The organism is Paenibacillus sp. 598K (assembly GCF_003851045.1).
GTDB lineage: Bacteria > Bacillota > Bacilli > Paenibacillales > Paenibacillaceae > Paenibacillus_D.
Genome location: NZ_BFBX01000086.1, coordinates 1 through 14,022, shown reverse-complemented (window position 1 = coordinate 14,022; position 14,022 = coordinate 1). Strand labels below are relative to the sequence as shown.

At 56.2% G+C, this 14,022-nt stretch carries 9 protein-coding genes and 1 pseudogene; all 10 read right to left on the bottom strand.

The genetic code is table 11. From position 1 onward, the window contains the following. Nucleotides 1–725: pseudogene (locus tag PA598K_RS23430) on the bottom strand (TIGR02680 family protein); the annotation flags it as partial. Then, nucleotides 722–1,948, bottom strand: coding sequence for a TIGR02678 family protein (locus PA598K_RS23425; protein WP_185602187.1), 1,227 nt, complete (start codon nucleotides 1,946–1,948; stop codon nucleotides 722–724). The pseudogene PA598K_RS23430 and the gene PA598K_RS23425, both read right to left, overlap by 4 nt. Nucleotides 1,949–2,023: 75 nt before the next feature. Continuing rightward, nucleotides 2,024–3,592 (bottom strand): TIGR02677 family protein, encoded by a 1,569-nt coding sequence (locus tag PA598K_RS23420; RefSeq protein ID WP_128659290.1) that lies wholly within the window; start codon nucleotides 3,590–3,592, stop codon nucleotides 2,024–2,026. Nucleotides 3,593–3,730: 138 nt separating this feature from the next. After that, nucleotides 3,731–4,606: a hypothetical protein gene (locus PA598K_RS23415; protein ID WP_128659289.1), complete on the bottom strand. Its 876-nt coding sequence runs from the start codon at nucleotides 4,604–4,606 to the stop codon at nucleotides 3,731–3,733. Then, nucleotides 4,603–5,670 carry a DUF3696 domain-containing protein gene (locus PA598K_RS23410; protein ID WP_128659288.1) on the bottom strand — a complete coding sequence of 356 codons (1,068 nt, stop codon included), beginning with the start codon at nucleotides 5,668–5,670 and terminating at the stop codon, nucleotides 4,603–4,605. The genes PA598K_RS23415 and PA598K_RS23410 overlap by 4 nt, the downstream gene beginning before the upstream one ends. Further along, nucleotides 5,648–6,811, bottom strand: coding sequence for a DUF262 domain-containing protein (locus tag PA598K_RS23405; RefSeq protein WP_128659287.1), 1,164 nt, complete (start codon nucleotides 6,809–6,811; stop codon nucleotides 5,648–5,650). Before PA598K_RS23405 ends, PA598K_RS23410 begins: the two co-directional genes overlap by 23 nt. A gap of 230 nt (nucleotides 6,812–7,041) precedes the next feature. Further along, nucleotides 7,042–8,181, bottom strand: coding sequence for a toxic anion resistance protein (locus PA598K_RS23400; RefSeq protein WP_128659286.1), 1,140 nt, complete (start codon nucleotides 8,179–8,181; stop codon nucleotides 7,042–7,044). An 89-nt stretch (nucleotides 8,182–8,270) separates the two neighbouring features. Next, a complete protein-coding gene (locus PA598K_RS23395) occupies nucleotides 8,271–9,959 on the bottom strand; it encodes a vWA domain-containing protein (RefSeq protein WP_128659285.1) in 1,689 nt (562 codons plus the stop codon). Nucleotides 9,960–10,052: 93 nt separating this feature from the next. Next, on the bottom strand, nucleotides 10,053–10,811 hold the full coding sequence (locus PA598K_RS23390; RefSeq protein WP_128659284.1) for a hypothetical protein: 759 nt from the start codon (nucleotides 10,809–10,811) through the stop codon (nucleotides 10,053–10,055). A 234-nt stretch (nucleotides 10,812–11,045) separates the two neighbouring features. Next, on the bottom strand, nucleotides 11,046–13,769 hold the full coding sequence (locus tag PA598K_RS23385) for a cation-transporting P-type ATPase (protein ID WP_128659283.1): 2,724 nt from the start codon (nucleotides 13,767–13,769) through the stop codon (nucleotides 11,046–11,048). Nucleotides 13,770–14,022 lie beyond the last annotated feature (253 nt).

Sequence of the window (14,022 nt, the reverse complement as noted above, 5' to 3'; positions counted from 1 at the left end):
GGCCGCAGCTCCTCCTCGATGAGCGGCGGCAGCGCCTGATGCAGGATCTCATAGATCGCCGACGGCTTGAAGTCCTTGGACAGCTTGGGACTACGCAGCTGAATCATCAGCTGCAGCAGATCCTGGAAGGCGTCGCTATCCGAGAATCCGAACAAATGCCGGTTCACCATATCCTGATAGCTCTTCTGATCCAGGACGACCTGACCGCCGCTGCCGATCAGTGCCTCCAGCCCCTTGCGGTCCAGCGGTACCCGCACCTCGTCCTCGATCCATTGGTTGCGATTGTACAGCCAGCAGTCGCGGCCGATCCGCCGACCGTCCTCCAGCAGGAAGCCCCAAAATTGCACCTGCGCCGCATGACGGCGCGCCCGCAGCCCGATCCCGATCGTCTTGTAGGCGCCCGTGCCGCTGTGGCGGAATTCCATCCACAGGTAGCCGGTGACATCTGTCTTGCCTGCGTCCTCTTCCCCGAGTAGATAATATTCGATGCGGCGATCCCGCGAGCCGAACGGATCGAGCCGATGCGCCCGCTTGTCGCCATCGAGCACGAGCGGCAGGAAGCTTTGCATCGTCACCGATTTGCCTGAGCCGTTGGCCCCGCGCAGGATGATGCGTCCCTGCTCGAGCTGGAACTCCTCCTCGTCGTAATACCAGAAGTTGAGGATGCCTACCCGATGCATCTGCCATCTGGGCAGCGCCGTCTCCTCCGTTGTCGCTTGCGTCATGATGCTCCCCCTTGCATGTCGAATTCCATGTTGGCATACTCCGCATTCCACCTCGAGAGCACGGGCGAGATCAGGAAGCTCGTCTCGCTCTCCCACCGTCCGAGTCCCCAGTCATCCAGATGCGCCAGACAGAGCGCCGCCAGCTCCTGCGACGTCGATTGCCGCAGCTCCTTGCTCCAATAGTCCTTGTGCCGCAGCTGGAGCTTGTACAAGATCGACTCCATCTCCGTGACCGTGACACGCACGGTACCGTCATCCTCCACATACAGCCCGCCCTCCTCGGCCAGCCGCTTGCGCAGCTCGCCCGCCGCCAGCATCGCCAGGTCAGAGGCAGCGGCCAAGGTCGGGAACAGCTCGCTCTCCGAGGTCAGCTCCGGATGGAAGAAGAACAGCCCCTCGCGATACCGTCGGCCTACCCAGCCGAACGTCTGCTCGAGCTGATCCATAATCGCCCGGCGCTGCCGCAGCATATAGTGAAGGTCCGCCTCATCCCACTGCCTGTCGGTCACGGCGGCCTCCATCAGCAGCCGCCGGTACACCCGGTTGCGCCGACGGTCGGACTCGCCCTGCTGCGTATCCGCATACGGGATCGGGTCCTCCAGATCGGTCAATGTCGAGCAGCTCCGCAGATCGCCGGGGAAACGCCGCAGCACATAGCGGGCCGTCGGCGAGCTCTCGTACAGCACGTTGCGCCCCTCATCCTGCGCCCACTGACTCTCATCGCCGTCGATCGTGTGCAGCACGCCGAGCGCGCGCAGCTTTTTGAGCGCCCGGGTCATCGACAGCCGGTGGCTGTAGACGCGCCAGTCGGCATCGAGACCGTTGCCGGTCATCTGCTCGCGCACCTCCTCCACGATATCCGTCAGCAGGAACTGGTCGAACTCCGTCTTGCCCTCGAGATACCATAGCCCATACGTAAAAAACACATAGTCACGCGGCTCGCGGAACTCCGCGAACCCCATCCACTGGTACGCCGTCACTGGCGTCTTGTCCAGCTTGGCGATCGTCCGGGTCAGGAGCAGCGGCAGACCCGCCTTGTCCATGAACCAATCGCGCAGCTCCTCATAGTGGTCCTTGACCGTATAATACAGCTCCGGCTCCTCTTCCTTCGTCAGCCATGGCCGGTTCAGCAGGGCGTGCATGCATGCCCGCTTGCGCTCTGCCGCCTGCTCGGCATGTCTCCCCTGCTTGCTCGCCCGTCGGGCGGCGTTGCTTGCTCTCATCCAGCTCTCCTCCTGACACGCCAATCGCGTCTTGCTCTATCCTTGCCGGATCCAGTCACGCTTCGACACGGCTCACTACTGTGATGTATCCAACCCAGCCGCAGCTTCCGCCCGCGCTCGATCCGCAGACCCGCCCGCAGCATCGGCCAACACAAAGGTCAGCTCATAGTCCGCAATGTCCAGCTCGCCATCCTCCGCGCGCAGCACGGTGCGCGACTCGGTACGGGGATTGCTCATCGTGATCGTCACGCCCTCCGCTGTCATAAACGAATGGCTCTTGCCTGCCGTGATGCAGCGGCCGATCCAATGCAGCAACCGCCGCCGATCCGCCGCCGTCACCACCCCCAGCTCGGAGAGACTGACGCGTCCTCGCTCCAGCAGCGACTCCATCATGCGCCACTCCTCCGCCTGGCGCACCTGATACGCCTCGCGCTCGCGACGCTTACGCGCTTCATTGTCCCGCACCGCGTCGGCGGTGGACCGCTCGCCCCGCTTGCGGCTGCGGGAGCGCAGCGGCTTCACCATCGGGCGCTCGTCCCAGCTCGAGCTGTCCGAGCGGTCGGTATCCCGCAGGTCCTCGCCCTGCAGATGGCGCGTCCGGAACAGGCCGAACGTATGCGCCGCCAGCCGATGCGCCTCCTCGAGCGACTCCGTCCGTGCGAACCATAGCGCCAGATGCTCCAGCTCGCGCTTGCGGCTGACGCCGGCCCGCTTGCGCTCCTGGATGCGGATCGCGCTGCGGACGATACGGGCGATCGCGTCCTTGGTCGCCCGCTCCAGCATCGTCAGCTCGCTCGGCGACGAGCCCTCGCCGATGAACCAGCGCTGGATATTATGCCAGCCCTGCCGCATCTCCTCAAGCATCGCTTCGCGCTCCGGCGCTTCCTCGAGCCGAGGCTTGTCCAGCTCGCCCTGGAGCGCCTGCTCGAGGAACTGGTCCCTCACGTTCGCGCTGATACGGGCCAGATTGCCCTCGATCTTGTAGGCACTCCGTTGCAGCGCCTGGATGAAGTTTTGCAGATAATCCGTCAGCTTCTCCTTGAAGACGAGGAACGCCTCCGTCACCATCATCTCCTCGGCGCGCGCCGTCTGCAGACTGGCGATGTAGTCGGCGGCATTCTCATGCAGCGATACGAAGGCCCGGTACAGCTCGTTCCACAGCTCGAGCGCCTGCTCCGGCGACAGCTCGCCCGCTTCGCTGCGGATGCGGAACAGCCGGTCCGCGATCGTGTCGAACAGCGACGCCTCCAGCGAGCCGCCGTAGCCGGTCACCTTCTCCAGTCCCTCCAGCATCCGCTCGATCTCGATCGAGTAGGGCCGGAGCAGATATTGCATTTTTTTGCGCAGATATTCCTCGAGCGTCGACGAACGGCCACCGTCATGCCGGGCCGTCAGGTTTTGCCACTCGACGAGCTGGTCGAGATCATGCTGGCACATCTCCAGCGTATAGCCGGGCCAGACATTCCACTCCGCGAGCGCCTCATAGACCTCCTCGGTCCGCATCCAGTAGCGCAGACGCTTGTACTCCTGATAGAAGAACCGCATGATCGCCCGATACCGGACGACATTATCGGCATTCACATATTTCAGCTCGGGCACGCCTCGCAACGATTGCTGCGACAAGCCCGGTCGGCTAGATTCCAAGGGGGTGCCTCCTTAACCAGCAGGTATTTTCTTCATCTTAGAATAGGTTGTCCGTGGAGGGCAAGCCTTTAAGGGGGTTAACATTTGGAAAAAAGAAAAAATGCCCGCGTCGCAACAGTTGCGAGCAGGCGAATTTTATTATCCTTTGTCACTTTCTTTATGGTCTAATTCAAATCGCAACACAAAAAAAGCATCGCCCTCCCTGAATCCAAAACAACGATATTTCCTGCTCGTTCTAAACTTGGATATGTTCTTATTTGTGTACTGAGATCCTCTAAACCAATCCTCTTCTTTTCGAGAGGGGGAGTATAACTTATATTCCAGACCGTCACTTTTCAAAATTTCATCCCAACTTAGCTCATGAAACGATTTAAAGGAGGAAATGAATGCTCTTACCTCACCCTCTGTCAACAGATCAAAACCATGATCTTCTTCCAATAAGTCGAAACATAACTTTTCCGAATTAAATCGGTATTTGCAATACAAATGAGGCGTTACTAACCGACGTTCATGCATTAGTTCTGACAACTGCGAGGGATCAATAAAATTCATGATTACGATCGGTTTATTATTTTTCAAAATTTCAAGCGTATCGTCTTCAAAGGCGGGGTGCTTAAATGAGACGATCACCTTATCACGTTCACACGCCTCAGCCAAGCCATGACCATTTGTGGGAATACTTCCATTAGTAGCGATAACATAACTGTCGCTGGGTTTATGCGAAGGCAAGGTTGTCCAGAAAGGATCTTCAGATGTAAGTTCCCTAATCATTCGTTTAAAAACCCTTATCTCATCCGAAGTCCTTGAGCGATTATCAACCATAACGTCATGCAACGTTTTATCATGCGTAACTAACCTTTGATACATCTCGTGGTGCCGTAGCAAAGCCACAGTGTCCGCTTCTTTAATCAGCTTATGTATCTTTATCATGGGCTTCAAGGAATCAAAAAACAGGTCCATTGTCTCAAACTGCCCATCTAGCGAGTATTCATTAAGTATGATCTCCATCATCACAGCCCCAGCAACTCATCTAAATCATCATCGAACTGATCAAATAGACCTTTTTGATGATTCACCACATTGCCATTCGCTTTAAATTCAATGCGAGTAGGAGTTGTAATATAGTTGTTATCAATTTTAAAATAGTAGACGGAAACATCGTTACTTGTTATCGTCTTTTTATTAATCGCTTTGCGGACACCATTGAAAATATGATCGCTATGTGATTCAATGATAAGTTTTAAACCACTCTGGGCTGCAAATGCAAACAGCTCTGTCAAACGGGATTGCGCTCGTGGATGCAAATGAATTTCCGGATTTTCTATTACAAGAAGATCCCCTTCGTTCGAGGACAATATGGAAACTATAATTGAAATTAAATAACTCAATCCCGAGCCGATATTTTTAGGTCTGACCTTGCGATTTCCAGACATGTGAAATTGGGCTTTGACTTTATCTGTCCGTACAATATCCTCTGTCGTTAACTCGGCATCAATAATATGATTCATCCAGTAATTAACCTGGATTTGCAGGGTGCTTCCAAGCTCCTGATCTTTAATTAGCGAGCTATGAATGATGTCCTTTTTGTGAGTCTCAAAATAATGGATGGTGTACTCACCCAGGTTGCCAAAATTCAAATTGCTGCTGTAATTTTTCGAATACGTATCCTGAGCCCCTGTTCTGTTCGCGGAAAGATACTGAATGCGTTTGTTTTTCCTATGCAAATAGGCAATCATTTCTTCAGAGGGTTGTCCTTCATACTTCCATTTCACCATTTGCTGCTCGTCTTCGTAAAATTTCATTCGCACAGACGCATCATTTTCTGACTCTAGGTGAATTTCAATTTCTTTCGAATTGGATCTGAAGTTTGTAGCTTCATCAAATTCCCCGATCGATACCAAATCACCATTGATAGGAGATCCGATTTCCTCTGTAATGTTTTGCATTGCCAACAAAATCGATTGAACAGCGGTAGATTTTCCAGATGAATTCATGCCTACAAATAAGGTCAGCGGCTTAATCGCGAGATCTGTGTTATCGATACTTTTCAAACCTTTAATTGTCAGCTGCGAAATCACGCTGGAATTCCTCCTTCAACTGATCTATTTTATTGAAAATTTGTGGAATGACAACCCCTCTGCCTCGATCCGTAGACAGCAAATCCTTAAAACTATCATCGTTCATTAACTCATTAACGCGAACAGTAATACGTGTTTTATTATCATTGCATACTTCTTTTCTAAAATGAGAAAATAAATAACCAAAGGATTCGAAAAGAATTAAATTAACAGGGTATCTACGCTCACCATTTGTTCTTCTAAATGCTTTATTCCCAAATAGTAAAAGGTTATTTTCCATCGACAACAAAAAGACTGATCTTACTTTTGTAATATCTTCGTCTCGCATTGCATTAATACGTTCCATTGCCTTACCCAAAAACTCATCTAATTCTTTTGTGCGGTACTCCAATAAATTGCCGTTTGCATCCAAAAGTTTGTTAGTCCTCCATAAATAAAAAGCTACCATTCTTAAAATCATGTAACGATCCTTCATTCGATCCTTTGTAATACTATTGTCCGTCGCCTCAAGAAACGCTTTACTTTCTGCTAAATCCTTTAAAAGCTTTGTTGCTTTTCCTTGATATAGTGCATTTCTCATCTCTTGCTGATTGAGACGAGTCCCTCCTCTGTTCACACGATCAAAAATGTCAAACTTTATTCTTTCTGGAGTAGGCGGCTTTATAACCTGGGCAATAATTTGATAATCCTCCAGCTTTGATTGAAAGGCTTCTCCTAATTGACTAAAATAACAGTCATTAATATTATTTAGAATTTTCAAGTCTTGCAATTTAAATTCATTATCAAGAAACTTAAAGAAAGTGGTCAGTCTTTGTAGGCCGTCAACAACAACCAGCTTCCCATCCTTTGTTTCATTTAGATAAAACAATGGCAATGGGATCCCCATAAGTACCGATTCTATTAATTCAGATTGTTGCTGCGTACCCCATACATATTTACGTTGAAACTCTGGATCAAGAATAATGAGTTCCTTTGAAAATTTGCGTTTTAATTCATAGATTGAGTATTGCTCTCGCTCCACTTTTATTGTCGCATCGGGGTAGATATCTATGTCTTGGGAATTGTCATATTCAAAAATTTTGTCGGTTTCTTGCTCTTCTGTAAATTCTTCTGAAAACCTAGTCTCTGAATTGTCATTCATCAGCTCTCACCAGCCTTTGTTATCAATTCAAAACCGAATCGATTCGATCTATTATACGTATCCTCTCATACTTATCTAAAACTTGTCAAAGCATTCTGAAGCAATCCTATGTCTAGTATAGTACAGAAGTCTCGCCTCTAAACGATCCCACTAAAAAACCAAGGATCTGCCTCAACAGCAGGCAAATTCCTTGGCTATTTTTCTTCTATTCTATGCAGTAAACTAGACGCCTACAACCCCAAACGCTGGCCCTTCTCCATGCGGACGATCTGGGCTTCGCCCTTCTCGGCCATCTCGCGGAACTGGCCGATCGTCTCGCGCATCCGCGGCAGCGCCTCTTGCTTGTAAGCGCTGATGGCGTCGAGCGCCGACAACACATCCGAGAACGATTGCTTCAGCGTGTCGACCGATACGCTCGACTCGAGCGACTGCTTGTGGATCGCTGCGCCCTGGTCCTTGAGCATCCGAGAGGTGCCGCTGATCAGTTGGTCGGTCGTCCGGTTCAGCAGCTCGATCTTCTTGAGCACGACCTGCTGGTTGTACAGCGCGCTGGCGACCGTGACCGCGATGCGGAGCGCCGATACGGTGACGTTGCGCGCCCGGTCGACGCCGCGGATCAGCTCCTTGTTGTTGCGGATGACGACCTCCATCGCCATGACGCCCTGCTGGTTGACGACCTGCATCTGCTGCAGATCCATCAACCGCTGCCGCAGCGGGAACAGCACCTCCTCCGTGATGAAGCGGATGCGGTCCTCCGGCTCCTGGCGCAGCTTCGCCGCCTCGATCTGGCGCTCGATCTCCTCGTCCATGAGCATGCCGAGCTGGATCTCCTTGTTGAGTCGCTTGGTCAGGTCGCGCAGCACCTGCTGCTCGATCTCGAGCGTCGTGTTATCGTTGCGCAGCACCGACTTGCCACGGTCGAGCGAGACGATGATGTCAGCGATAACGGTATCCGCCTTCTCGTACCTGGCGAAGTAAGCGCGCAGCGGGTTGAACAGTCGTCCGAGCAGTCCGCCCTTGGCGAAATCGATGGCGCTCGGGTCGAGGTCCTTGAGCTGCATGTTGAGCTCGGTCAGCCCCTTCGCGACATCGCCGCCTTCGTCGCCAGCCTTCGCCAGATTGCCGACGGATACTTGCAGCAGCGCGTTCTTCTCGGAGGAGGAGCGCATCGTCTGCAGGCCGAACTTATCGATCGATTGCATAATCTCGCGACGTTTCTCCAGCGACTCCAGGTCCATCTCCAGGATCGAGCTGACATTGCCGGTCGCTTGCTCGCGCAGCTGCTTGACTTCCTCCGGCTCCGGCTTGACCTCTTCCTCCAGCGCCGCCTTCAATTGCTGTTCATCGATAACTTCCATCGAAAATGACATGCAAACCCCTCCTATATTAGACAGATGTTATTCCTTGGCCTTGCTCAAGCTTATGCGTTCGACCGATAATGACGGCAATCGCGATCCGTCTACATCTGCACGTTCAGCAGATTGCCGATCTTGTAGACGACATCCTCGGTGTCGGCGTTGATGCTGGCGGCTTCATTGATGCCGGAGATGCTCTGCAACGCCTGGATATCGGCATTGTAACCGATCGTATAGATCGGAATCTGGTACGTCTCGATCAAGCCCCGGATATCCTTGAGCGAGTGGCCTTCGTTGGTCTCGCCGTCGCTGAGGACGAAGATCAGCGGCCGCGTATCCGGATTGACGGCGAGCTCCTCCTGCAGCATCTTCATCGCTACCGCGATGCCGTCGAAGGTGGCCGTGCCGCCGCCCGCCTGCAGGCTGCTGACCGCGCCGACGAACATCGACTGCTGATTGGTATCGTACTTGGCGATCGGCAGATTGATCTCTACCTTGCTGGCATAGGAGACGAAGCCGATGCTGTTGTCGCGGCCGAGATACTTCTGGCCCTGCAGCAGCGATTCCTTGAGCCGATTGAGCGGCTCGCCGTTCATGCTGCCCGAGACGTCGGCGACGAACACTGCGGCGATCGGCTTGTGCGCGTCCTTCTTCTCCTTCCACAGCTTCTGTGCGGCGATCAGCGTCGTCCCTGGTACCGGCTCCAGCTCGGAGACGTAGTCCTTCATCCCGCCAAAGCCCTTCTCCTCAGCCAGCTTCTGATTGTCTGCCTTGAGCGCGAAGGCGGCGAACGCCTTCAGAATATCCTTCTTCGCCTGCGGCAGCTCGCCGAGCGCGTACAGCGGGCTGTCATGGCGCACGCCGAACGGCGTGAACACCGTACCGCCCTGCAAATCCGCCGCATTGGCATAGGTCTGATACTCCAGGACGAACGCATCGAGCGCGCCCGACTTGGCCGCCTCGCGCATCTGCAGCGTCGTCGAGGCGATGAACGGCACATTGGCCTGGAATTGCTCGAAGCCCTGTACTGCCGTCTGGCCGAGCAGGTCGGCGCTGTCGAACGAGGAGAGCGCGGTCACGAGGAAGTTCAGCCCCGTCGAGCTGGCGAACGGGTCAGTATAGCCCATCGACAGCTCATTGGCGGCGATCGCATCGGTGACGGTGCGAACCCCGAGCGAGCCATACTTCTCGACCAGTTCGTCGTACTTCGCCTGCTTGACGACAATGCCGGTGACATTGCCGGCGAGCCGCTTCTCGATCAGCTCGAGCTTGACGCCGCTCGCCTTGACCATCTCGCCCCACAGCTCGTTGGATGGCGTAAAGGCGTCCGGCACGTACTTGCCGGAGCGGATATAGTCGGCAGCCGTGCCGGAGGCGATGTTGCGGATCTTCACCGACACCGGTTGGCCGTTCACGACCGCTCCTGAGCGGTTAAATGCCTCGCCCACCTCGCGCAGCCAGCCGTCCACGCCGGTGCCCGATTTCTCCGTTGAGGAGAAAATCTCGACGAAGCTCGTCGTACTCGGCTCCACCGCGACCTCGAACTTGCCGATATCCGGTAGCGCATCCGCGACCGAGACCGGATCGAGATCGATCTGTCCCTTGATCGGCGCTGCCGTCGCCGGTTTGATTTTGTTGTACACCTTCTCCAGTCGCTTGTCGGCTCCCTCCGCCGTCACCTGATCCTCAGTCTTGCCGAGGTTCGACGTGTACGAGATTCCCAGGTAGACCAGGACGAACACGATGGCGCCGATCGCCAAGAGCGAGATGAGCGCTTTTCCTTTGCCTGCCATTGATTCCTCTCCTTCCTTTGGTGCGGGCCCCTCACCATCTTGTCTTGCTATAGACGGCCCGTCGCTTGCCTCGCCAACCGGTCACCTGGTCAGCTACTCCCTATACAGCTTGGTCTGCTTGATCAGCGCGTCGATCTCCTGCATGCCCGGCAATTCATCGACATCGCGATATTCCATGCTCGAGAGCTTTGCGATCTCCAGCGTCAGCTTATCGAGCTTCAGCACGATCTCCTCATTGGCTTCGAGGTACGCGGCCAGCGTCGTCTTGTACTCCCGGTAGAGCGCCGTCTTCTCCTGCACTAGCCGGGGAGAGAAGGACGATTTTTGATGGCGCTTGGCAAAGCTGCGGAAGTCTGCGGCATCGAATACGCCGAGCTTGTTCATGATGCTGCGGATGTTGCCATAGAACAGCCGCTCCACCTCGATGATGACGCCCATGAACTTCTTGTAGCTCAGCTCGCTCTCCTCGAAGCGGTCGGCCAGCACCTCGCGGATCGAGCGGCTCCGTTGCCCCATCCGCTTCATCTGCTCTAGGCCATGCTCGACCTCCTGCTGTACGCCATCCGTCGAGCGATACGCCGCCAGCGCAGCAGCGAGATCCTCCGGCGTCTGTGCCTTGCGCGTCGCCTCAGTCGGCGGCGGCGGTGGCGGCGGCGACTTCAACACCAGTTGATAAGCGCCATACAACAGCACCAGTCCGCACATGACGAGCACCGTTATTGCAACCGCCCGCTCGAAGGCTCCGCCAGAGACGAGATTCAGACCCAGCAGCCCCGGCGATAGCGTGATGACGCATACAGCGACTACGACGAGCATCAGCATCGCCAGCTTCATCTTATTACTGCCGCCCATTGTCGATCCCCCATTTCATTCCGTCCATGATGTGTCCTTGCATCCTATAACATCTAATACGTCCAACATTCGAAAATGATGCATTATGTTAGCTTTCGCCCTCCATGTCGAAAATCCCTGCCTGTCGAATAGCCCCGAAAGCCCCGATATGCAAAAAAAAGACCCCCGCATCGTCCTACGAGGATCGTTCGAGTACATCTACAAGGTCGTCAGCCGTGCCCGAAGCGGTTACCGTCAAGCCTGCAGCGCCGTCTCCTTGCCCGCATCCGCCCGGCGGCGGACGATCGTGCGGGTGATCCACTTCTCAAGCTCGATGATCACGAAGATCGCCACTCCCATCAGCGCCGGGAAGGTCCAGTACGACAGCGCGATCGGCTCGGTGCCGAAGATCGTGTTCATGAACGGCACATAGGTGATCGCCAGCTGCAACAGGATCAATAGTCCCGATACGATATAGACCGCGCGGTTGGAGAAAAATCCAGGGCCAAACGCCTGGCCCAGCTCGCTGCGGCAGTTGAACAGATGGAACATCTGGGCGATGACAATCGTATGCAGCGTCACCGTGTTGACGGTCGCCTGCTCATAGCCCTGATCCAGCAAGCTCATCGTCATCGCCAGCGTGCCGCCGCCGAGGATGATCGAGACGAACAGGATGCGGAAGATGTAATAGCCGCTAAGCAGCGGCGTCTTCGGGTTGCGCGGCGGCCGCTCCATCGCCTGCGGCTCCATCCGCTCGAAGGCGAGCGCTAACGATACGGTGACCGAGGTGACCATGTTGACCCAGAGGATCTGCACAGGCGTCAGCGGCATCATCGTACCTAGCAGGATGCTGGCCATGATGAGGAAGCTCTCGGCGCCGTTGGTCGGCAGGATGAACAGGATCGTCTTCTTAAGATTATCGTAGACGCGCCGGCCTTCCTTGACCGCCTTGACGATCGTCGCGAAGTTGTCGTCGGCGAGCACCATCTCCGAGGCGTCCTTCGACACTTCGGTCCCCTTGATCCCCATCGCCACGCCGACATCGGCGCGCTTGAGCGCAGGCGCGTCGTTGACGCCGTCGCCGGTCATCGCGCAGATCTTGCCCTTGCTCTGGAGCGCCTCTACGAGCTGGAGCTTGTTTTGCGGACTGGTGCGGGCGAAGATATGGTACTGCTGCGCGGCCTCCGCCAGCTCCTCCTGCGACATGCCGTCGATATCCTTGCCCTCCAGCCCCGCCTCGCCGTCGCCGATGCCGAGCTGCTGGCCGATGGCCATCGCCGTCTCCTTGTGGTCGCCGGTGATCATCTTCACCTGGATGCCGGCGCTGATGCATTCGCGGATCGCCTCGACCGCCTCCTCGCGCGGCGGATCGACGATGCCGGCGAGCCCGAGCAGCGTCAGTCCCTCCTGCAGGTCGTCATGCGTCAGCTCCCCGAGCGTCTCGCCCTCCGGCAGCTCCTTCATGGCGACGCCGATGACGCGCTCGCCCTGTCGGGCATGCTCGCGCATCCGATCCTCCCATGCCTCCCGGTCAAAGCTGACTGCGCCGTCCGCCCCCAGCTGCTGCTCCGCCATATCGAACAGCCGGTCCGGCGCCCCTTTCATGTAGATGACCTGGCGGCCGTCCTGCTCGGTCAGCACCGCCATATATTTGTAGTCGGAGTCGAATGGGATCTTGGATGCTGCCTTCAGCTCCGGCACCTCCGTATCGGCCTTGGCTGCCAGCGTGATCAGACAGCCCTCGGTCGGATCGCCCTGGATGACCCAATGTCCCTCCTCATCCTTGCGCAGCGAGGCGTCGTTGCAGTTTTTGACGCAGCGCAGGAAGGCCGCCAGCACCGGGTCCTCGCTGACCTCGACTTGCTCTTCGTCGCGCTGGATCTCGCCCTCTGGCGAATAGCCGGTGCCGGTAACGCTGTACTCCCAGTCATGGGTCATGATCGAGGTGACGGTCATCTCGTTGCGCGTCAAGGTGCCTGTCTTGTCCGAGCAGATGACCGATACCGCGCCGAGCGTCTCGACGGACGGCAGATTGCGGACGATCGCGTTGCGCCCGGCCATATTTTGCACGCCGATCGCCAGGATGATCGAGAGGATCGCCGGCAGCCCCTCGGGGATCGCCGCCACCGCCAGCCCGATCACCGACAGCAGCAGCTCGCCCGTCTCGTAGTCGCGCAGCAGATAGCCGAAGGCGAACATAAGCGCAGCCAGGCCGACGATGACGATCGACACCAGCTTGCCAAAGCGAGACGTCTGCTTAAGCAGCGGCGTCTGCATCTCCTCAACCTCGGCAATCGACTTGTTGATCTTCCCGATCTCGGTATGGCGGCCCGTCGCGACGACGATGCCGCGCCCGGTGCCGGAGGCGACGGTCGTCCCCGAGAACGCCATATTGGTGCGGTCGCCGAGCACCGCATCCTCGGCCAGCGCATCGGTTCCTTTCTCCACCGCAGTCGACTCGCCAGTGAGCGCCGACTCCTCGACCGCCAGATTGCTCGTCTTGAACAGGCGCAGGTCGGCCGGGATTTTGTCGCCAGCCTTCAGCAGGACGATATCTCCGGGCACGACGTCCGTCGCCTCCACCTCCATCGTCTCGCCGCCGCGCCGCACGTTTGCCTCGAGGGAGAGCATATTTTTGATCCCCTCCAGCGCCTTCTCCGCCCGGTGCTCCTGTACGAACCCAATCGTCGCATTGACGATCGCCACGACGACGATAACCGCCGTGTCCAGCCAGTGCCCGAGCAGCGCCGTTACGACGGCCGCCGCCAACAGGATATAGATCAGCACATCGTGGAAATGCTTGAAAAACTTCAACACGACGCTCGTCTGCTCGCCCTCCGGCAGCTCGTTGCGTCCATGCTCCTCCAGACGCTTCGCCGCAGCCTCCACGCTCAGGCCGTCTCCTTGGTCTGTCTCCAACGTCTCCAACACACGCGTCGTCTCCAGCGCATGCCAGGCTTGCTCCCTTTCCTTCGTCACATGCAGTCGCCCCTCTCCTGATAGCAGTATGGCGTCTGCGCGTACAGATGAGCGCTCATCGCGGTTGTCCTCGGATTTCCAGAATGCCGACTCTTCATGTGGTGGAAATACGGGGACAAAAGCGAGCAGGGCCCACAGGCCCTTGTAAGCTGCGTATGCTCAACCGGCAGGCGCAGTCCTCTAGTTATTAAACGATAACAAGGGATCGTTAAACCCTGCATGCAGAGATCGCTTCATCGAGTAGGCCTATGCG